Annotated in this window: 20 protein-coding genes; 14 read left to right on the top strand and 6 right to left on the bottom strand. The window is 65.7% G+C overall.

The window, feature by feature from the left end:
• The first annotated feature begins 56 nt into the window (after positions 1–56).
• From AC1D2F_RS15085 to AC1D2F_RS15060, 6 genes are read left to right on the top strand one after another with little or no spacing between them, the layout of a single operon-like run.
• A complete protein-coding gene (locus AC1D2F_RS15085; RefSeq protein ID WP_028275817.1) occupies positions 57–452 on the top strand; it encodes a C-glycoside deglycosidase beta subunit domain-containing protein in 396 nt (131 codons plus the stop codon).
• Entirely contained in the window at positions 449–1,552 is a 1,104-nt protein-coding gene (locus AC1D2F_RS15080; protein WP_476967052.1) for a sugar phosphate isomerase/epimerase family protein, read from the top strand. Before AC1D2F_RS15085 ends, AC1D2F_RS15080 begins: the two co-directional genes overlap by 4 nt.
• Positions 1,553–1,572: 20 nt before the next feature.
• A complete protein-coding gene (locus AC1D2F_RS15075) occupies positions 1,573–2,637 on the top strand; it encodes a sugar phosphate isomerase/epimerase family protein (RefSeq protein WP_229992072.1) in 1,065 nt (354 codons plus the stop codon).
• Positions 2,638–2,645: 8 nt separating this feature from the next.
• A complete protein-coding gene (locus tag AC1D2F_RS15070) occupies positions 2,646–3,044 on the top strand; it encodes a C-glycoside deglycosidase beta subunit domain-containing protein (protein WP_229992071.1) in 399 nt (132 codons plus the stop codon).
• Complete coding sequence (locus tag AC1D2F_RS15065; protein WP_476967051.1) at positions 3,041–4,237, top strand: Gfo/Idh/MocA family protein; 1,197 nt, start codon at positions 3,041–3,043, stop codon at positions 4,235–4,237. Before AC1D2F_RS15070 ends, AC1D2F_RS15065 begins: the two co-directional genes overlap by 4 nt.
• A gap of 13 nt (positions 4,238–4,250) precedes the next feature.
• The gene (locus AC1D2F_RS15060) at positions 4,251–5,255 is read left to right on the top strand and encodes a sugar phosphate isomerase/epimerase family protein (RefSeq protein WP_476967050.1); all 1,005 of its coding nucleotides are present in this window, start codon (positions 4,251–4,253) and stop codon (positions 5,253–5,255) included.
• Positions 5,256–5,322: 67 nt separating this feature from the next.
• On the opposite strand, the gene AC1D2F_RS15055 is transcribed toward AC1D2F_RS15060, so the two are convergent.
• Positions 5,323–6,351 (bottom strand): restriction endonuclease subunit R, encoded by a 1,029-nt coding sequence (locus AC1D2F_RS15055; protein WP_476967049.1) that lies wholly within the window; start codon positions 6,349–6,351, stop codon positions 5,323–5,325.
• 68 nt (positions 6,352–6,419) lie between these two features.
• Here AC1D2F_RS15055 and AC1D2F_RS15050 point away from each other — a divergent pair, with 68 nt between their 5' ends.
• Entirely contained in the window at positions 6,420–6,836 is a 417-nt protein-coding gene (locus AC1D2F_RS15050; protein ID WP_229992067.1) for a C-glycoside deglycosidase beta subunit domain-containing protein, read from the top strand.
• Positions 6,837–6,865: 29 nt separating this feature from the next.
• Here the strand turns inward: AC1D2F_RS15050 and AC1D2F_RS15045 are convergent, their stop codons facing one another.
• Entirely contained in the window at positions 6,866–8,128 is a 1,263-nt protein-coding gene (locus AC1D2F_RS15045; protein WP_476967048.1) for an ROK family protein, read from the bottom strand.
• 107 nt (positions 8,129–8,235) lie between these two features.
• Here AC1D2F_RS15045 and AC1D2F_RS15040 point away from each other — a divergent pair, with 107 nt between their 5' ends.
• The 7 genes from AC1D2F_RS15040 (at position 8,236) to AC1D2F_RS15010 (ending at position 15,225) form a co-directional block, all read left to right on the top strand.
• Positions 8,236–9,276 (top strand): Gfo/Idh/MocA family protein, encoded by a 1,041-nt coding sequence (locus AC1D2F_RS15040; RefSeq protein ID WP_476967047.1) that lies wholly within the window; start codon positions 8,236–8,238, stop codon positions 9,274–9,276.
• The gene (locus AC1D2F_RS15035) at positions 9,273–9,488 is read left to right on the top strand and encodes a hypothetical protein (protein WP_476967046.1); all 216 of its coding nucleotides are present in this window, start codon (positions 9,273–9,275) and stop codon (positions 9,486–9,488) included. Before AC1D2F_RS15040 ends, AC1D2F_RS15035 begins: the two co-directional genes overlap by 4 nt.
• Positions 9,489–9,560: 72 nt before the next feature.
• Entirely contained in the window at positions 9,561–10,070 is a 510-nt protein-coding gene (locus AC1D2F_RS15030; protein WP_476967045.1) for a hypothetical protein, read from the top strand.
• A 187-nt stretch (positions 10,071–10,257) separates the two neighbouring features.
• Entirely contained in the window at positions 10,258–11,739 is a 1,482-nt protein-coding gene (locus tag AC1D2F_RS15025; protein WP_476967044.1) for an MFS transporter, read from the top strand.
• A gap of 16 nt (positions 11,740–11,755) precedes the next feature.
• Positions 11,756–13,333: a GMC oxidoreductase gene (locus tag AC1D2F_RS15020; protein WP_476967043.1), complete on the top strand. Its 1,578-nt coding sequence runs from the start codon at positions 11,756–11,758 to the stop codon at positions 13,331–13,333.
• A 74-nt stretch (positions 13,334–13,407) separates the two neighbouring features.
• Positions 13,408–14,370: a LysR family transcriptional regulator gene (locus tag AC1D2F_RS15015; protein ID WP_476967042.1), complete on the top strand. Its 963-nt coding sequence runs from the start codon at positions 13,408–13,410 to the stop codon at positions 14,368–14,370.
• A 72-nt stretch (positions 14,371–14,442) separates the two neighbouring features.
• Positions 14,443–15,225 carry an SDR family NAD(P)-dependent oxidoreductase gene (locus AC1D2F_RS15010; RefSeq protein WP_364744371.1) on the top strand — a complete coding sequence of 261 codons (783 nt, stop codon included), beginning with the start codon at positions 14,443–14,445 and terminating at the stop codon, positions 15,223–15,225.
• An 18-nt stretch (positions 15,226–15,243) separates the two neighbouring features.
• Here AC1D2F_RS15010 and AC1D2F_RS15005 read toward each other — a convergent pair whose 3' ends face one another.
• Genes AC1D2F_RS15005 through AC1D2F_RS14990 form a run of 4 tightly spaced genes read right to left on the bottom strand, consistent with a single transcriptional unit; the run spans position 15,244 to position 19,223 of the window.
• Positions 15,244–16,017: an SDR family NAD(P)-dependent oxidoreductase gene (locus AC1D2F_RS15005; RefSeq protein WP_229992059.1), complete on the bottom strand. Its 774-nt coding sequence runs from the start codon at positions 16,015–16,017 to the stop codon at positions 15,244–15,246.
• A gap of 1 nt (position 16,018) precedes the next feature.
• On the bottom strand, positions 16,019–17,017 hold the full coding sequence (locus tag AC1D2F_RS15000) for a fumarylacetoacetate hydrolase family protein (RefSeq protein ID WP_229992058.1): 999 nt from the start codon (positions 17,015–17,017) through the stop codon (positions 16,019–16,021).
• An 11-nt stretch (positions 17,018–17,028) separates the two neighbouring features.
• Positions 17,029–18,102 carry an amidohydrolase family protein gene (locus tag AC1D2F_RS14995; protein WP_364744375.1) on the bottom strand — a complete coding sequence of 358 codons (1,074 nt, stop codon included), beginning with the start codon at positions 18,100–18,102 and terminating at the stop codon, positions 17,029–17,031.
• Complete coding sequence (locus tag AC1D2F_RS14990; RefSeq protein WP_476967041.1) at positions 18,099–19,223, bottom strand: FAD-dependent monooxygenase; 1,125 nt, start codon at positions 19,221–19,223, stop codon at positions 18,099–18,101. The genes AC1D2F_RS14995 and AC1D2F_RS14990 overlap by 4 nt, the downstream gene beginning before the upstream one ends.
• Positions 19,224–19,297 lie beyond the last annotated feature (74 nt).

Here is a 19,297-nt window from a genome sequence, read left to right as displayed (position 1 = left end):
GCCGCTGCTATTTCGTTCAATCACAGGCAAGGCATGCCGCAGACAAGGAGGTCTCGATGATCGCCGACCGCATAATCGAGCAGGGAACACTGATCACCCAGGACGGCCGTACCGCCGTCGAAGTCCGCATCCCCTGGTACCGGGCCCTGCCGGGTTCCTGCATCGCTGGAGCTGCATTGACAGTGGACGGCGTCAGCGCCCCCGAGGGCTCACTGCGCTGGACCATGAACAACCGCACTTTCAGCTTCGAGGAACTCGTGGACGAGACCGGCGAATGGTGGTTCCCGCTGGACTCGGCAGTCCTTTCGGGCGACCTTCCCGTCCCGGACAGCCGGACCGAGCACGAGGTCAGGGTGGACCTGAAGCTCTACATCCCCTACATCATCACCGACCACGGCGTGCTGCACATCGAAGAGCACGACACCAAGACCATGAAGGTGGCACAGCGATGACCAGCCTCGGCACGCCGATCCAGGGCGTCACCCTTTACAGCTTCACCCGGGCCTTCCACGCCCGGCAGTACGACCTCGATGGCCTCATCCGCAAAGTGGCGGCCGAAGGCTTCGGCCCAGGGCTCGAAGTCATCGGATTCTCCAGCCTGCGCGGCTTCCCGGACCGGATCGATGACAACTTCGTTGGCCAGTTCCGTGATCTTGTGGCCGAGGTTGACCTGGTCCCCACCTCCCTTGCAGTCAACGTTGATACCGGTATCCGCCGCGACCGGCTGATGAATCATGACGAGCTTGTCGAATACATGCGCAAGCAGATCGAAGTAGCCGCCAGGCTCGGCTTCCCGATCGCCCGGGTGCAGATCTCGCTGACTCCGGACGCCATGGAAAGCCTGCTGCCCGTGGCCGAGAAGTACGGCGTCACCCTGGCCCTCGAAGTCCACGCGGACCAGCACGGCGCCCACGAACGTGTCCTGGCCCTTCGCGACCGCTACGAGAAGCTCAATTCCCCCTTGCTCGGCTTCACCGCGGACTGGGGTGCCACCGTTACCGGCTTTGCGCCCTCCCTGCTGGAGGCCTACCGCCGCCGTGGTGCTTCGGAGGAACTTCTCGGACAGGTGGTTGACCTGTGGAATGGTTTCCACGTCGACGGACCGCCAAACACGCAAAAGGTTCACGGCGAACGCTTCGGTGCCTTCATCGGCCTGGCGGCCCGGAACGGCCGGCCTGATCTTGGCATTGACTTCGCCATCAACGGAACAGGGCTTTTCGGTCCTGCACCGCTGGACACCTGGCTGGAGATCATGCCTTGGGTCCGCCACGTGCACGGCAAGTTCTTCGGCATCGACGAGACCGGCGAAGAGCCCTCGGTGCCGGTCCGGAGCCTTGTCCGGCAACTGGTTGAGAACGGCTACTCCGGCGCAATCTCCAGCGAATACGAAGGCTGGCACTGGAACAACTGGCAGGACCCGTTCGACATCATCCGCGGCGAGCAGGCCGTCCAGCGCTCAGCGGCCGCCAACGCCGGTTCGGCCATGATCACCGACGCTTCAGAAGCCCGCCGCATCCTCAATAGCCATCTCGCCCAGCCCGTCCACGGCTGACAACGAAGGAACCAGAAATTATGTCAGAAGGCATCGCAGGCTCGGGTATCGAGCTTGGAATTACCCTCTATTCGCTCACCTCCGAGTTCGCCGCCGGGCTCTACACCCCTGAGACGCTGATCAAAGCTGTTGCAGATGAAGGCCTCGGCCCGGGGGTTGAGTTCAACATCGCCCAGATGCTGCGCACCTACCCGGACGTCGACGACGACTTCGTCCGCCTGTGGCGCGACAGCATGGACCGCTACGGCCTGACCCCCAGCGCAGTGGGCACCAACCTGGACATGGGCCGCCGCAAGGACCGGGACATGACACCCGATGAGGAGTACGACTTCTTCGCCGCGCAGCTGCACACGGCTAACAAGCTTGGTTTCCACCGCGTGGTGATCCGCTCCGCGGGCAAGGAATTGCTCCGCCGGCTGCTTCCCCTGGCCGAGAAGTACGACCAGAAGCTCGGCTACGAAATTCACGCACCGCAGGGCCCGAACGATCCCAAGATCCTGCAGATCCGCGAGATGTACGAGGAACTGGGAAGCGACCGGCTCGGTTTCACCGCAGACTTCAGCTCGACGATGCACAGCCTATCCCCGACCCTCTTCCGCACGTTGACGCAAATGGGGCTGCCCGAGGAGCACTTCGCTGTCATGCAGGAGATCTGGCGCAAACCGTCGCCCATGCATGAGCGCAACCAGGAGTTCGAGGACTACCTCAGTGCCAACAACTTTGATCCTGCCCGCCTGGGCCCGTTCACCCGGCTGGCATTCAACATGCATGGACTGGTTCCGCCGGAGGAGTGGCTGGATATCATGCCGCAGATCTTCCATGTCCACGCAAAGTTCTACGACATCGACGAACACGGCAATGAACCCGCGATGGACATTCCCCGCATTGTGCGCCAGTTCGTCAAGGGCGGCTACCAGGGCTACCTGTCCAGCGAGTGGGAGGGCCACGCGTTCGCCGACCTGGGCGAATCCGATCCGATCGACCTCGTCAAGAAGCAGCACACGCTGATGCGGCATGCCATCGAAGAGGCCGTTGATCCAAATGCACCCGACTCCCACGCGACCCTGGTCGAGACTGTTAAGTAAGGAAAGTCATGGCAACTCACAATTCCCTGTTCCAGGATACCGACGTCCGCAGGCACCCCGAGGGGATTGCCGTGTCGGTGCAGCTGCCCTGGTACCGCAGCCTCTGGCTGTCCGCCGTTGACGACGTCGTTGCAACCGTCAACGGTGTGGAGATTCCCAAAGAGTCCCTCCGCTTCGAACTGCAGGAAAAGTCCTACTCCATAGCTGAACTCCCGGAGCAATGGGAAACCCTGTGGTTCGTCGCAGACAAGCCCGACGTGGTCATCCCCCTGGACCGCGTCCCCGACGCCGGCGAGGAGATCGACGTCGAGGTCATCCTCACCCTGCGCCTGCTCTATATGCAGATCGCGCCCTTGCGCTACGTGGGCAACCGTGTCGCGGTTGAACGGAAAGTGGTGCTCGCATGAAAGCCTTGCGCGTAGCCATGATCGGTTATGGCTTCATGGGTGCTGCCCACTCCCAGGGCTGGCGGACGGCGCCGCGGGTATTCGACCTGCCTGCCGAGCCGGAAATGGCGGTTGTTGTCGGCCGCAACGCTGAAGCGGTCGCTGCCGCTGCCAGCAAATGGGGCTGGGCTGAGTCAGCAACAGACTGGCGGGACGTGATCGCCCGGGACGATATCGACGTCGTCGATATCGTCACCCCCGGCGACTCCCACGCCGAAATCGCGATCGCCGCGCTGGAAGCCGGGAAGCACGTTTTGTGCGAAAAACCACTCGCCAACACCGTGGCGGAAGCCGAAGCGATGGCCGAAGCTGCCGAACGGGCGGCTGCCCGGGGCATCCAGGCAATGGTCGGTTTCACCTACCGCCGCGTTCCGGCCGTCACCTTCCTCCGCAACCTCATCGCCGAAGGCGCCGTCGGCACGATCAACCAGGTGCGTGCCTCCTACCGGCAGGACTGGCTGGTGGACCCGGAGATGCCGCTGGCGTGGCGCCTGCAGAAGGAACACGCCGGCTCGGGGGCTCTGGGGGATATCGGTGCCCACGCCATCGACCTGGCCCAGTTCGTCACCGGCTTGAACCTGGAGAAGGTGTCCGGCGTTATCGACACCATCGTGAAGGAACGGCCTCTTTTGAAGGGTTCCACTTCAGGCTCCGGGCTCTCCGGCGCTGCCAGTGTCGGCTCCGGCCAGGTGACGGTGGACGATATCGCCATCTTCACGGGCCGCTTCGAATCCGGCGCGCTGGCGTCGTTCGAGGCCACCCGGTTTGCCACCGGCCGGAAGAACGCGCTGCAGATTGAGGTTTCCGGGGACAAGGGCGCCCTGGCCTTCGACCTGGAGGACCTCAACAGCGTCCAGTTCTACGACCGTACGGCACCTGCGGACCGCCAGGGCTTCCGGAAAGTCCTGGTCACGGAAGCGGAGCATCCCTACGTTTCGGCGTGGTGGCCGGCAGGCCACATGCTCGGCTACGAGCACGGGTTCTCCCACCAGGTCAAGGACCTCGTGGAGGGCATCGTGGGCGGCACCGTCCCGCATCCGTCGTTCGCTGACGGGCTGAGGGTGCAGCGGGTGCTCGACGCTGTCGAGCGCAGTTCCGAAAATGATTCCGCCTGGACACGCGTCGCTGCCGGCGTTCCCGTGCCGGCCAGTTGAGGAGGGGAAGTACGTGGCACGACCAATTACCTTGTTCACCGGTCAGTGGGCCGACCTGCCGTTCGAGGAGGTGGCCCGGTTCGCCGGCGAGTGGGGCTACGACGGGCTGGAGATCGCCTGCTGGGGTGACCACCTGGACCCCTGGCGCTGGGACGACGACGCCTATGTGCAGGGCAAGCTGGACATTCTTGAACGCCACGGCCTCAAAGTGTGGACCATCTCCAACCACCTCAAGGGCCAGGCCGTCTGTGACGACCCGATCGACGAACGGCACCGCGGCATCCTGCCGGACGTCGTATGGGGCGACGGCGATCCTGAAGGGGTCCGCCGTCGCGCCGCCGAGGAACTGAAGAACACTGCACGGCTCGCCGCAAAGCTGGGCGTGAAAACGGTGACCGGCTTTACGGGATCGTCCATCTGGAAGTACGTGGCGATGTTCCCTCCCGCCTCCGAAAAGATGGTCGACGCCGGCTACCAGGATTTTGCCGACCGGTGGAACCCCATCCTCGATGTCTTTGACGAGGTGGGCGTCCGGTTCGCCCATGAGGTGCATCCATCAGAGATCGCTTACGACTACTGGACAACGCAGCGCGCCCTCGAGGCGATCGGGCACCGCGAGGCCTTTGGCCTGAACTGGGACCCGAGCCACATGGTGTGGCAGGACGTCGACCCTGTGGGGTTCCTGTGGGACTTCAAGGACCKGATCTACCATGTGCACTGCAAGGACACGAAGAAGCGCCTGTCCAACGGGCGCAACGGCCGGCTGTCCTCCCATTTGCCCTGGGCTGATCCGCGCCGCGGCTGGGACTTCATCTCCACCGGCCACGGCGACGTGCCGTGGGAGGATGCGTTCCGGATGCTGAACGCCATCGACTACCGCGGGCCGCTGTCCGTGGAGTGGGAGGACGCCGGAATGGACCGGTTGGATGGCGCCCCCGAGGCGCTGGCTTTCGTGCGCCGGCTCTCCGGCTATGAACCCTCGGCAGCGGCTTTCGACGCCGCTTTCAGTACGAAGTAATTCGCATACAAGTGAGGCCGGCCCCGCGGGGCCGGCCTTTCCTGTGCCATGAGCTTCTTGTATCCGGTCAGAGGGCAGCCCGGGCCGCTGGTGCCGGCTCCACGAATGCTGGCTCCGCGAGGGCTGCCCCCGCCAGGGCCAGGTGACTCCGCGTCATCTCCGTTGGGTCGTCCTGCAGCCATTCGTGGCCGCCCCACTCGCTGGTCAGCGTGCCCGTGAAGCCGGTCCCGCCCAGCAGGCTGCCGAGGTCACGCAGCGGCTGTGTGACCCGCCCGCCGTCGTCGTCCAGGTCCCAGAATTTCAGGTGGAAGGCACCCACCAGGGGGAGGATGCCCTGCAGGTCGGTGGCGTCGCTGCGGCCGAAGCGGATGAGCAGGTTCATAAAGAGGGTGTGGATGCGCGGCGGAACCTGCCCTGCGCGGAGCAGGGCGGTGACGGCATCGAGGGTGGCGGGATCGCGCCAGTCATTCTCCAGGCGCGCCAGAAGGTCGGAAGGAACGCCGCCCTGCCGCAGCTCATCAAGGTAGGTGACGGGAAGGGCCGGCATGAGCATGCTGATGTCAACGAGTACCCGCACGTGGTCATCTGCCAGCCCGGCTATCGCATCCAGGGCTGGTGCCACCGAAGGGTTGTTCGGAGTCTGCTGCCCTTGGACTTCTTCGTACAGCACCAGATCGAGTTCATGCAGCAGCGGCTGCAGCAGCGTGAGCAGTTCCGTGCCCGCCTGTCCGATCGGTAATCGGATCCCGCGGGCGCCCACCCGGCGGGCGGCGCTGAGTTGGGGGACCAGGAAGTCCAGACGCTCCTGCAGCGAGCGGCGGTCGGTTGGGGACGTGAAGTCGTCGAGGCTGGCGCCAACGATGCTGACGCGTCCCCCTCTTGCCGCCAGCGAATCCCGCAGTTCGTCTACCTCGGCGTCCTGCGGAGCGGGGAAGGACCGCCACAGCAGCCCAGGTTCGAGTTCTATTGTCTTCGTCACGGAATCCGCGATGCCAATCACAACGTCCGCGGCTGTCCGCCGGGCTGCCGTGATCTCCGGAGTCCAGTTGAACGAGCTGGCGCAGAGGGTCCAGTTGTCAGGAAGTGCGGGGGCCATGTGATGCCTTCCCAATTACGCTTGTTAATGACAAACTTATGTCACTTTTAGGATAAAGGATGGAAGCCATGTTGCAAACCGCTTTGCGCGAAGATGCGCTGACGGCCACGCCGGAAGGCTTTGAACTCCGGCTCGGCCTGTCATGGATCCGCTCAATGCCCCTTTCCAGCGTGGCTGAGCTCGCAGTTGAGGTCGACGGCATCCCGGTGGCACCAGGGGATTTGGCGGTGGTGCTGGGGGCCCGGCGCGTGCGTGCGGACGCATTGCAGGCGGAGTCCGGGTGGTGGTTCGTGCAGGACAGGCTGGTCTTGGCCGGCCGGCGCAAGCTTTCCCGCGGGGTGCACGCCATCGCCGTCGACTTCCAGCTGCTGGTGCCCTACCTTCAGACGCATCCCGGTTCGCCGCTGGTCCTGCCGTTCCATCTGGAGGCCCGGCTGGAGCTTGACCGGGCACCGGTGCCCAGCGTCTCCCGCGACGTGGCCTGAGCGGCTATGCCCAGGCCGCGCAGTGGACCCTAGGCGGGAACAGCGGCCCGTTCCGGTGAGGGCCTGCCGTCAGCAAACCAGCGCGGGAAGGTGACATCGAACAGCTGCTCGCGCGCCAGCTCAGCTCCTCCGCGCAGGGGCTCGCGCTCATCGTTGACGGACAAGGTGATGGTGAGGTCGCGGGTGGCGAGCGGCAGGGACAGTTCGTAGACCCGCTGGCGCACTTCGGCCAAGAATACTTCGCCGGCCGATCCCATGGCCCCGCCGATGACGATGATTCCGGGGTTGAACATGTTCACTAGGGCTGCAATGGTCTCACCCGCTACCCGGGCCGACTTTTGAATCAGTGTGATGGCCAGCGGGTCCCCGGCCTGGGCCGCGAGGGTGATCTCCTCGAGGGTCGGTGTCCCCTTTTTTACCAGCGGAGCCAGGGAGCTCTGGGTGCCTTCCGTGACAGCCTGTTCCGCGTCCCTGACCAGGGCCCAACCGCTGGCCACCGCTTCGAGACAGCCGATCTTGCCGCAGCGGCATTGGGCATGGGAGTCGGAAACCCGGACATGGCCGATGTCGCCGGCCGCGCCGTTGGCACCGCGGTGGATCCTGCCCTGGGACAGCAGCCCGGCACCGATGCCCGAACCGATCTTGCAATAGATGAGGTTCGCAAGGGATTCGCGACGCCGGGCGCGCTCACCAAGGGCAAGCAGGTTGACGTCGTTATCCACCCACACCGGTGCGTTAAAGCGGTCCTCGAAGGGTGTGCGGACATCGAATCCATTCCACCCGGGCATGATCGGAGGTGCCACCGGTTGTCCCGTGGCGAAGTCAACCGGGCCGGGGAGGCCCACCACGACACCCCAGACGGGCACTTCGTGATCCTTTTTCAGCACGTCGTCAACGAGGGCCATCACTGCGTCAATGGTCTTCTCGGGGCCCTGGGCGATATCCCAGGTGCGGTGCGTGTGTTCCAGGATGTCGCCGTCAAGGGCAGTGACGCCAACCCTTATATGAGCGGCTCCGAGGGCACATATGACGATCCGTCCCTGCTCCGCGCGGAAGCGAAGGGTCCGGGGCGCGCGGCCACCGGAGGAGGCGCCGAATTCTCCATCCCCGAGAAAGCCGATCTCAATGGCCTGGTCCACACGCTGGCTGACAACGCCCCTGCCCAGCCCAGTGACCTTGCCGATTTCAGGGCGCGTTGTGGCCTCGCCCGTTCGCACCAGGTTGACGATCCTCAGCAGGCTCGTCACTTCATCCGTTTGTGCTCCAAAGCGGAGTGTGGACTCTGTTGTCATGATCACAATTCTCACACATAGGAGGGGACTAAGGTGGGGTTGAACGCGACTATAGCCGGATATTTCCGTACTTATGAATAATAAGGACAAAAGAGGGGGAGGCGACGATGCCTTGGAATATAGGAGTTCTTGGAGCCGGGCCGGGCGTCGCGGCCCTGCATCTGCCGGTGCTGGGGCGGCTGGCGGAGCTGTTCAAGGTGGTGCACATTGCCGATGCGGGAAGCGGGCGCGCCCAGGGCCTGGCCGAAAGGCTTGATGCCCGGTGGTCGGTGGGGGAGGCAGACCTGCTTGCGGACCCGGCTGTCCAGGTGGTGGCCATCTGCAGCCCGCCCGCTGAACACGCCCGCCAAATCCTGGCGGCTGTAGCCGCGGGGAAGCCAGCCATCTTTTGCGAGAAGCCGTTGGCCACCAGTACGGAGGAGGCCGATGAAGTCATCTCTGCCTGCCGGGTCGCAGGAACGGTTCTTCTGGTGGGGACGAACCACCTGTTTGACGCCGCGTGGGGGCGGACGAAGCATCATCTCGTGGCCCTCGGGGGCCGGGTGCAGGCGGTCTCCGTGACGCTGGCACTCCCACCGAATGAGAGGTACCACCGGCTGGTCGCCGAGGGTGGTCCTTTACAGGCCGCCCGGCGGGGACGCCTGGACCTCGGCAGTCCTGCAGTTGCGGCCGGAGTCCTGCGGCAGTTGCTGACGGGTCTTGCGATCCATGATCTTCCGGCCGTGAGGGACATCGCGCCAGGCGTCGATGAGGTTGTCTACGCGCGGGTCGCTCCGCCGATCGGCTACCTTGTGGGGTACCGGGCCGGCGGAGTCATGGTCCAGTTGGCGCTTGCCATGCTTCCGGAGGGGCCGGACGCCCTCTGGAGGATGGGTATCGCCACCTCCCACGACCGCATCGAGGTGAATTTCCCGCCCGCCTTTGTCCATGCCGGAAGCGCGGCCGCCCGGGTGCGGAGCGCGGACGGGCAGTGGACGGAGTACCGGCGGGATCCGGAAGACGGGTATGTGGCCGAGTGGCGCCTGCTTGCGTCATTCCTTGAAGGCGGGGCCCCTGTGGAGTACGACGAACTGCTGGCTGACTCGCACTTTGCAATCGACCTGGCCGAGGCTGCCGCAGCGAAAGTTCTTGAAGGGGTGTCGCAATGAGTTCAGCAGATCTTGGGCGCGGCATCTTCACGGCGTTACCCTCCTATGTCGCCGCCGTCGCCGAGCTTTCCGTCAGCGCTGCGCTCACCGATGACATCAGTGGGGCGGTGGCTGTGGTGCCTGGATCCGGCGATTGGTGGCAGGGCATGCTGGCCGCCCGGGCCGGGGGAGCGGCAGCAGTGGTGATTGCGGACCCTGCTGTGCTCCCGTAGGAGGCGCTTGAATCACGCCCCTGGCCAGCTGACATCCCGGTCATCGTTGAGCGTCCCCGGCTGCGCCCGGATGTGGTTGCCGATGCCCTCCGGGCAAGACGAGGCAGCCCGGCCCGGATCGTCACCGTCGAGTGTGCCGCCCCCACGGCAGGCTTTGAAGCGGTAATCCGCGACGGCTTGGGCTGGGCGCGGTCCCTGGTCCGGGGCCCGTTGACACTCCAGGTGTGCAGTGCCACGGCGCAAGCCAGGATTGCTCTGCTGGATTCAGGGGGATCCGCGGGCGGGGCAATACCGGTCACCCTTGGGGTGGCGGCCGCAGCGGGCCTTCACGCCGACGGCCTGCTCCAGGTGCTGGCCCTCGGCGAGGTGCGAACTGAAGTCACCGTGGACCGGCAGGCCGGGCTGACGCGGCTGGAGACGTCCACCGAGGACGGGACACTGAGGGCTCCGGAGCGCTATGAATCATCAGCCCGTCTGGCGCTGCGCCGGGCCATCGAGGCGCAGTCTTCGGGTCAGCCCGGAACGGAACTGGATGAGCTGCTCGAGGACATGTCCCTCACGCGCGCAGTGCTTGCTACATAAAGGGACGCCCGCCACCGGCGTCTAATTCACGCATTCTTTTGTTGCTTTCCAACTAAAGTCGGGTAACATGAGTAACGGCGCCGGGGTTCCTTCCGAACCCGTTCTCCGTCGTGATGGTGCGCCGGAGGCACAATACGTCGCGTCGACGGCCCGATCGTTCGGGTAGATCACTATGCCACTTTCACCTTTGAGACTCCGTCTCCTTGTTATCTCCTTGCTCACGGTTTCCTTCCTCGGGGCCCTGGACCACACCGTGGTGTCGACATCCCTGGCCACGGTTGCGGGTGAGCTGGGCGCGCTGAAGCTCATGAGCTGGGTTGTTGTGGGATACACCCTCGCGAGCACAGTGCTGCTGCCGGTGCTCGGCAAACTAGGTGATGTCCTGGGAGCCCGCCGGATCTTCCTCGGTTCGCTGGTGATGTTCCTGGCGGCCTCCCTGGCCTGCGGCTTCTCGCAGGACATGGCATGGCTTATCGCCGCACGCGTCCTGCAGGGGATGAGCTCCGCGGGCCTGCAGCTGATGTCGCAGACCATCATCGCCAGGGTCACCTCGCAGCGGGAACGTCCGCGCTACATGGCCATCATTGGCGCAGCTTTCCCCATCGCGGTCCTGGTTGGCCCCGTTCTCGGCGGCGCCATCACCGATTACTGGGGCTGGCAGTGGGTCTTCTGGATCAACATCCCGGTGGGCGCTGCAGCCCTGGCCCTTGCCCTGGTTGCCGTTCCCCATCTGGAGCCTGGCCCCATGCCCCGCCACTTCGATGTTGCCGGGGCGGCTGTATTTACCGCTGCACTGGTGGCCCTTGTCCTCGCCGCCACCTGGGCCGCAGAACGCAGCGCGGGCCCCGCCACCGCTGCCGCGCTCGCGGTCAGCATGCTGGGCTTTGTTGCCTTCTACTTTGTTGAGCGCCGGGCACCCGAACCCATCGTCCCCCTGCATTTCTTCGCCAACCGGACCATCGCTGCAGGCACCGCACTCTCGGCGATTATCGGCGTGGGCCTCTTCTCCATCACCGCCTATTTGCCCACGTACGTCCAAATGGCGTACCAGACCACCGCCACCGTGTCCGGGCTCGTGCCGATCGCAACCGTGTTCGGCATGCTGACCAGCAACCTGCTGACCGGATGGCTGGCCAGCAGGACGGGGCGGTACCGGATCTTCCCCATCCTGGGAACATCGTTGGGGGCCGCCGGACTATTTGTGATGGCGGTGCTGCCCGCCGGGCTTCCGCTGTGGGTTCCCATGATCGTTATGGCCGTTGTTGGGATGGGCACCGGCGCGTTCATGAGCCTGATCGTCACTGTGGTCCAGGGAGCTGCTCCGGCCAGCCAGACCGGCACCATCACCGCGACGATCAACCTGGTGCGGCAGGTGGGATCAACAGTGGCGACGGCGATTATCGGCGGGGTGATCGGCTTCGGCGTGGCGGCCCTTTTGCCGGCGGGCCTGGACGCTTCCACCCTGACCCCGCAACTGGTCCAAGGGGCCCCGCCGGCAGTCCAGGCCAGCGTGGCTCAGATCTACGGCTCAGTCTTCACACCCATCTTTATTGCCTTGGCGGCCACGTACGCCGTGGGCATTGTCGCGGCGGTCCTGCTCCCGCATGGGCGCCTCTCCGACGAAACCGTTCCCGCCCCCCAAACAACTTCCGAATCCCTTTCGGCCTGATTTCAAAGGAGACATCATGTCCAACCCAACCATCGCCATCGTCGGCAGCGGGCCCATCGGCTCCACCTATGCGCGGGTGCTCCTCGAGCAGGTCCCGAACGCGCGGGTGGTGATGTTCGAAGCCGGACCGCAGGTGACGGAGGTTCCCGGCGAAAGCGTCCGCAACATTGCCGACCCTGGCGAAAAGGCCCGTGCGCGCGAAATGTCGCAGGGGCCGCAGGCCGGCGCCTACCGTGAGTCGCTCGGCATCCCGGCAGCCACAGTCACCGAGGGAATGTTCACCGCCCGCCAGGGCACCCACCTTCTCGACTTCGGCGGCACGGGCTCCGCCCACGCCTCGAGTTTTCCCGCGGCGGCTGCGGCCACCAACGTCGGCGGCCAGGGTGCGCACTGGACCTGCGCCACGCCGTCGCCCGCCTTCAGTGAAAAAATCCCCTTCATAGCGGACGACGAATGGGACGGGCTGATTGAGGACGCGAAGCAGCTGCTGCACGTCCACAGCGCAGCGTTTGCCGACTCCGCCGTTGGTGAGGCCATTCGGACCCTCCTCGATGAAGAATTCGGCGCGGAGCTGCCGGATGGGTACGGCGTGGGCACCCTTCCGGTTGCCGGGGACCCGCAAGCGGACGGCACCGTGCGCTGGGCGGGGGCCGACGTCGTCCTCGGCCCGCTGATCGACAAGGACAGCCCGCTCTCGAAGCAGTTCGAACTCCGTGATCTCACCCTGGTCCGCCGGGTGGAACTGGACGGACAGCGGGTCACCGGGGTCACAGTCCAGGACCTGCGCACGGGGGATACGTCATTTATGGCAGCTGACATCGTGGTGGTGGCCGCCGATGCCTTCCGCTCCCCGCAGCTCCTCTGGGCATCCGGTGTGCGGCCGCAGGCCCTTGGCCACTACCTGACCGAGCATCCCGTGGTCATCTCCACGGTGGCGCTGGACGTCGAAAGGATGGGGCGGTACGCCACCGAAGAGGACCTTCAGGCCGAGCTGGCCCGGCGCGCACTGAACCCGGCAGACCCCGTCGCTGCGGTCAACCGCATCCCGTTCTCAGAGCCGGAACACCCTTTCTCCGTCCAGGTGATGTACACCGAGACCACGCCGTTCCCGATGGAGCCGGGAACCCCGTACTCCGAGAACCGCTGGGGCTACGTCAACATGGGCTACGGCATGCGCAAGCACCCGCGCTACGAGGATGCCGTCACGTTCGACGACAATGAGCCGGACTACCGGGGATTCCCCAACATGACCATCGAGTACGCGCTCACAGAACGGGAAGACGCGGAAATCGCCGAGGCAACCGAGCGGCTGCGGCGTGCCGGCAAGGCCCTTGGCGCCTTCGTTGCCGAGCCCCGGCTCATGCCGAACGGCTCGAGCCTGCACTACCAGGGCACCATGCGCATGGGTGAAACCGACGACGGCGCCTCTGTGGCGGATCCGTGGTCGCGCGTGTGGGGCTACAACAACCTGGTGGTGGGCGGAAATGCGCTCATTCCGACGGCAACGGCCATGAATCCCACGCTGATGAGCGTGGCCATCGCCGTTCGCGGCGCCCGGAAGGTTGCCGAGGAGCTTAGTTCGCAGATTGCCTAGGTCAGCTGCTCGTTGGGCTCAGACGCCCGCCGGCTGTGGCTGGGCTGACGTTGAGGCACGGATAACCTGTGGGTATGAAGAACCTGGACCTCAACCTGCTGCCCCAGCTGCAGGTCCTGTTGGAACTGCGGAACATCTCCCGGGCAGCCGAGAGGCTCCAGCTCAGCCASCCGGCCACCAGCGCCGCAATGGCCAGGCTCCGGCGCCATTTCGACGACGAACTCCTGGTGCGGAACGGCCGCACCTATGACCTCACGCCCTTCGCACAGTCCCTGGTCCCGCTGGTTGATGAAGCAATGCTTCACATCCAGCGGGCCACGCGCGTGCGGTCCGGCTTCGACGCCGGCACGAGCGAGCGGGAGTTCATTATCGCCGCCTCGGACTACGCGGCGGCCCTGATCGTGGGGCCGCTGCGGGGGATCCTGCGCGAGGAGGCCCCCGGAGTGTCGGTGGATTTCGTTCCCACAGCCAAGTCCGGGATCCAGGGCCAGATGGCTGACTACTCAAAAATCGACCTGCTCGTCGGGCCCACGGGGTACCAGATGCAGGGAGCCAGCAAGCAGCTGTTCCGGGACAGCTTTGTTGCTGTGGCTGACACCGGAAATCCCCTGCTCCAGCAGCCCCGGCTCACTGTGGAGGACCTGGCCACTGTTCCCCACGCCGTCGGCTATTTCGGTGAGGGAATCAGCACCCCGGCGGACAAGCTGTTCGAATCGCGAGGTATTCAGCGCCGAGTGGCGGCTGTGGTGGCCGGGTTCCTGTCTCTGCCACTCCTGGTGGAAGGGACAGACCTCGTGGCGCTCGTCCCCGGGATGCTGGCAGCACGGGCCCAACGCGGCGCGGATATTGTTGTGCTGGGGTTCTCCGAAGGCGCTGAAGCGTCCCTCGTGGAAGCGATGTACTGGCACCCGTCCCAGGCGGAGGACCCTGCCAGCGTCTGGCTGCGTTCCGTGGTCCAGCGGGCCTGTTCGCGGCTGCACGAACTTTTCCCCATCACCGCCCACCCGGTAACTATCCACGCGGCAGATACCACCTAGAGCTAAAGCGCCGTTCCCCATCCGGACCATCCCTGCGAGAGTCGAAGAAACGCACTTTCGAAAGGAATCCCCATGCCTGTCTCCAGCCAGCGCCTGGCCGGCAAGACCGCCGTCATCACCGGAACGGCCAGCGGCCAGGGCAGGGCGGCGGCGCTCGCCTTCGCCGAGGCGGGCGCCGTGGTGGTGGGCTGTGACATGGACGACGACGGCGCCGCGGCCACCGTCCGCCAGGTCACCGCAGCCGGGGGCCGGATGAGCAGCAGCCGGGTTGACCTCACGGACGAGGCCGCTGTGGCGGCATGGGCGAAGGACGTAGCCGCAAACCACGGCCAGGTCCACATCCTGTATGCCAACGCGGCGGTCACCCGCTTCGCCCCGGTGGAGCAGCTCACGTTTGCCGACTGGAAGTGGAATGTCGAACACGAGATGGATGTGGTGTTCCTGCCGGTCAAATACTTCTGGCCACAACTGATCCGGGTGCAGAACGCCGCCATCGTGCTGGTGGGATCCACGGCAGGAGTTACCGGTTCAATGACTAACGGCCGGCTGGCCCACACCGCCACGAAAGGGGCCGTGGTGGCCATGACCAGGCAGCTCGCGGCCGAAGGGGCTCCGTATGGACTGCGCGTCAATACTGTCAGCCCCGGAATGATCCGCACCGCAGCCACCGAGGGCAACCTCCTGGCCGCCGACCACCCCATGCGGTCCATCGCCGGCAGCATCCCGTTGGGCCGGATCGGCACGCCGGAAGAAGTGGCCAAATGCGCGCTGTTCCTAGCCTCCGACGAAGCGTCCTACGTGACGGGCGCCAACCTGATGGTCGACGGCGGCTGGTCGGCCGTGCTGCCGGGCTAGTTGAAATCGTGCACCGCGTCAGCGCATGGCGTCGGAGACAGACTTTGCTCCGCCGTGGCCTGACTGGCCGCCGTCCACCGGTATCTCGGCACCGGTCACGAAGGACGAGAGCGGGCTGAGGAGGAACAGCACGACGCCGGCCACTTCCTCCACGCTTCCAGTGCGCCCCAGCGGAGTCTCTGCCAGGGTGGCCTGCCTGAATTCCGGCTTAGCGCTCGCCGTCATGGGCGTTTCGATGAAGCCCGGATGGACAGTGTTAATGCGGATCCCCCGCGGGCCGAGTTCCATGGCGGCCACCTGCGAGAGTCCCCGCAACGCCCACTTGCTGGCGGTGTAGGCCACCGGATAGTGCGCGGTCAGGCCTGCGACGGAACCGACATTGACGATGGATGCGGCACTGCCCATCAGCGGTGCGAGCGCCTGGATCCCCAGCAGGCTTCCGGCGACATTGACTTCATAGACGCGCTGCAGGTCAGCCACCGAGGCATCCAGCAACCGGCTCCGCTGGGTGATGCCTGCATTGTTGACCAGCCCGTCCACCTGCCACCCATGGGACTCGATCCAGGAAGCGAGTTCGGACCAGCCGGAGGCATCGCTGACGTCCAGCTGCCGGTACACCAGCGCACCGGCCGAAGACGATGACACGGCCAGCTCGGCTGGCATGGTCAGCGCGAGGTCTGTGGCGATGACACGGGCCCCGGCCTCCACCAGCATGCGCGCCTCGGCAGCGCCCTGGCCCTGGCCCGCGCCGGTGACCACCACAGTCCGGCCATCGAGCTGAAGGGAGACCACCCTACGTCCCGGAAGGAACCGTAAAGGCCACCCGGTTGCGCGGACGCTGCCGGGCACGCACGCGGGTCGCGGAGTTACGGCGTTCACCAACCGTGTTCACGATAGTCCCGATGCCTTCCACCGTCATGCGGACCACGTCTCCCGTCTTCAGCGGCGGGGGAGTCTTCGCGCCGTTCCGTCCCCAGAGCTCCGCGAGGCAGCCGCTGCCGCAGGTGCCGGAGCCCAGCACGTCGCCGGGCCGCACCACGGAGTCCTGCGAGGCGTAGGCGACGAGCTCGGCGAACGGCCAGCCCATGTTGGACAGCAGGTCCTGCCCGATGGCTTCCCCGTTGACTTCCACGGCCATGGAGATCGGCAGGAACCCTTCGGCGTCGTGCAGGTCCTCGAACTCATCCGCGGTGACAATCCAGGGTCCCAGCGTGTTGGCGAAGTCCTTGCCCTTGCACGGCCCCAGGCTGACTTTCATCTCCCGGCGCTGCAAGTCCCGCGCCGACCAGTCGTTGAGCACCGTGTAGCCCAAAATGTGCCTGTGCGCCTCAGCTGCGGTCAGGTTCCGGCCGTCGCTTCCGGGGACGCGTCCGACGACGGCGGCGACTTCAGTTTCAAAGTCCAGGTCCTCGCAGCCTGCCGGAATACCAATCACCTCGCCGGTACCGGTCACCGTATGCGGGTTGGTGAAGTAAAAGGTGGGCGCCTCGTACCATTCGGGCACCACGCCGGCCACGCCATCGATGCTCTTCCGCACGCCTTCGACGTGTTCCTCGAACGCGACAAAGTCCCGGATGGTGGTTGGCGCCAGTGGGGCGAGCAGCTGCACGGCGGCCAGCGGAACGGCCGGGCCAGAACCGATGGTCCGGCGGGCAACATCCAGCGTTTCTTCGAGCCCGGCGTCCAAGAGCATCTGGACCGTCTGGCCTGCGGGGAGGGCGTAGCAGTTACCGCTGTCAACGAAGCCGGACTGCGTCCGGCCGTCGTGGTTCCAGCGTGCGATCTTGGCCATGAAATTCTTCCTTAGGCTGTGCGGCGGTCGGCGAGGACTGAAGCGGGCGTAATGCCCAGGGCAGCCGCGTTGCCGGCCAGCACCCTGGCCTCGTCCTCGGCGGAAAGCTGTGACTCGATTACCTCGGCCGCGGGGCGGTCGGAGCCCATGTCGAACGGGTAGTCCGAGCCGAGCAGCACCTGCCCCGGGCCAGCGGCGGCCACGAGCGCCCGCAGTTCAGCCGGGTTGTGGACCAGCGAATCGAAGTACAGCTTCTTCAGATACGACGACGGCGGCTGGGCGCAGCCGTGTGCCTCCGGCCGGACGCGCCAGGCATGGTCGGAGCGGCCAAGGCTGGTGGGCAGGTAGCCGCCGCCGTGGGCGGCGAGGACTTTCAGGTCGGGGTGACGGTCCAGGATCCCGCTGAAGATCAGGTGGGAGAGAGCCACCGCGTTTTCCGCGGGCTGGGAGACGGTGTTGGCGAGGTAGAAGCGGTCCAGCCGCTCGTCCAGCGAGCAGCCGAACGGGTGCAGGAAGACCAGGGCACCCAGCTCCTCGGCCCGGCGCCAGAACGGTTCCAGCCTGGCGTCGGAAAGCTCAACGGTGCTGCGCTCCGGGTCTGCGGGGGTGGCGGCGAACGAGCCGATTTCCACGCCTAACAACCCGCACTCCAGGACGGCGTGTTCCAGGGCTTCCACCATCAGGGCGGGGTGCTGCAGCGGGACCAGGCCCAGGCCGTTGAGCCGTTCCGGGGCGCGGTCCACGAACTCCCGCACCGCCTGGTTGGCGGCCTTGGCAACCTGCAGGGCCAGCTCTTCCGCGGCGAAATAGTAGTAGTGTGACGGCGACGGCGAGACCAGCTGCACGTCCACACCTTGGGCGTCCATGTCCGCAAGACGGCGGTCCAGGTCCGTCAGCTGCGGCCAGCGCTCCTTGATCATCTTTCCCGAAGCGGCCATCGACTCTGGTCCGTTGCGCCGGACTTCCAGGGTCTGTTGAGCGCCGAAGCCCTCGGGATCAGCTTCGGCCACCAATTGCTGCAGGGCCGGAAGCAGGATGTGGGCGTGGACGTCCACGGTGGGTTTTTCAGCGGGGCCGGTGCTCATGCGGGCTCCCTAACCAAGCTGGAGACTGAATGCATGAGGCCCGGGACGTTGGCGTCCCGGACGCCGTCGAGCATCCACTGGCCCAGCTGGACGGAGGCGTCCACCACTGCTTTTGCCCGGTCCAGGCGGCGGTCGGTGAACTCTTTCCAGAGTGTCTCGGTAATGTCGTGGGCGCCGATCAGGAGATCGGCCAGCACGGCTGCGTCTTCCATTGCCATGGCAGCACCTTGCGCAATGGTTGGCGGGCAGCTGTGGGCGGCGTCGCCGATGATGACGGTGCGGCCGCGGTTCCACGGCCCGTCCACCAGGTGGGTCGTGAACCAGGTGTAGTTGATGCGGGCGCTCTGGTCCAGGTTGGCGCGGATCTCGTTCCATGGGCCGCCGTAGGCGGCGGCGAGTTCGGCCATAATGCGGGGGCCGTCCTCGTGCTTGCGCTCCTGCGCTCTTTCCACGAGGTAGGCATAGATGGTGTCGGGGCCGGTGGGGCAGTAGCCGGCAATAAAGCAAGGCCCGCCGTACGTCAGGTCGGTGCGGACCACGTCCTGCGGCCGTTCCACGAACGCGCGCCAGATGCCCATGCCCGTGGACCGGGGTTCACTATCGATGCCGATGGCCTTGCGGACAGCTGAGTGCAGGCCGTCGGCGCCGATCAGGAGGTCGTAGCGGGCGGTGCCGCCGTCGGCGGTGCTCACGGTGACGGAACCGCCGTCGTCCGTTATTTCGGTGACCGTCTTGCCGTAGCTGATCCGTGCGCCTGCCTGCTCGGCACGCTCGCGGAGGATGGCGGTGAGGTCGGGGCGGTACATGCCCAGGGTGGCCGGGAGGTCATCGCCGCCGGTCCGCATGTCATCCAACACGGCGATGACGGTGCCGGCGGGGTCCGGGGCGCGCAGGCCGAGGGTGCTGAACGCATAGCCCTTCGCCTCGATTTGCTCCCAGACGCCAAGCTGGCGGAGGACCCGTAGGGCGTTCCCCTGCAATGTGATTCCAGAGCCAAGGGTTTGCGGGGCATCGGCCTTCTCGAGGATTTCAACCTGGATTCCGGCGTCGGCCAGCAGGATGGCGGCGGTCAGTCCCGCGGCTCCCGCCCCGACGATTCCGACGTTCTGTACTGCTGCCATCGCTGACTCCTTTGTATTGACGGCGTAACTGATGATGGTTGTGGTGCTGTGGTACTGAAAGCTACCGGACGGTG

It is taken from the genome of Arthrobacter sp. P1_B3, assembly GCF_056406615.1.
The sequence above is the reverse complement of the archived record's forward strand: the minus strand, read 5'-3'. Positions and strand labels throughout refer to the sequence as shown.

Coding starts and splice junctions, on each gene's coding strand:
- AC1D2F_RS15085 (WP_028275817.1), top strand. CDS start 57: ATGATCGCCGACCGCATAATCGAGCAGGGAACACTGATCACCCAGGAC.
- AC1D2F_RS14995 (WP_364744375.1), bottom strand. CDS start 18,102: ATGAGCACCGGCCCCGCTGAAAAACCCACCGTGGACGTCCACGCCCAC.
- AC1D2F_RS14990 (WP_476967041.1), bottom strand. CDS start 19,223: ATGGCAGCAGTACAGAACGTCGGAATCGTCGGGGCGGGAGCCGCGGGA.
- AC1D2F_RS15070 (WP_229992071.1), top strand. CDS start 2,646: ATGGCAACTCACAATTCCCTGTTCCAGGATACCGACGTCCGCAGGCAC.
- AC1D2F_RS15075 (WP_229992072.1), top strand. CDS start 1,573: ATGTCAGAAGGCATCGCAGGCTCGGGTATCGAGCTTGGAATTACCCTC.
- AC1D2F_RS15010 (WP_364744371.1), top strand. CDS start 14,443: ATGCCTGTCTCCAGCCAGCGCCTGGCCGGCAAGACCGCCGTCATCACC.
- AC1D2F_RS15020 (WP_476967043.1), top strand. CDS start 11,756: ATGTCCAACCCAACCATCGCCATCGTCGGCAGCGGGCCCATCGGCTCC.
- AC1D2F_RS15080 (WP_476967052.1), top strand. CDS start 449: ATGACCAGCCTCGGCACGCCGATCCAGGGCGTCACCCTTTACAGCTTC.
- AC1D2F_RS15035 (WP_476967046.1), top strand. CDS start 9,273: ATGAGTTCAGCAGATCTTGGGCGCGGCATCTTCACGGCGTTACCCTCC.
- AC1D2F_RS15055 (WP_476967049.1), bottom strand. CDS start 6,351: ATGGCCCCCGCACTTCCTGACAACTGGACCCTCTGCGCCAGCTCGTTC.
- AC1D2F_RS15050 (WP_229992067.1), top strand. CDS start 6,420: ATGTTGCAAACCGCTTTGCGCGAAGATGCGCTGACGGCCACGCCGGAA.
- AC1D2F_RS15040 (WP_476967047.1), top strand. CDS start 8,236: ATGCCTTGGAATATAGGAGTTCTTGGAGCCGGGCCGGGCGTCGCGGCC.
- AC1D2F_RS15045 (WP_476967048.1), bottom strand. CDS start 8,128: ATGACAACAGAGTCCACACTCCGCTTTGGAGCACAAACGGATGAAGTG.
- AC1D2F_RS15000 (WP_229992058.1), bottom strand. CDS start 17,017: ATGGCCAAGATCGCACGCTGGAACCACGACGGCCGGACGCAGTCCGGC.
- AC1D2F_RS15065 (WP_476967051.1), top strand. CDS start 3,041: ATGAAAGCCTTGCGCGTAGCCATGATCGGTTATGGCTTCATGGGTGCT.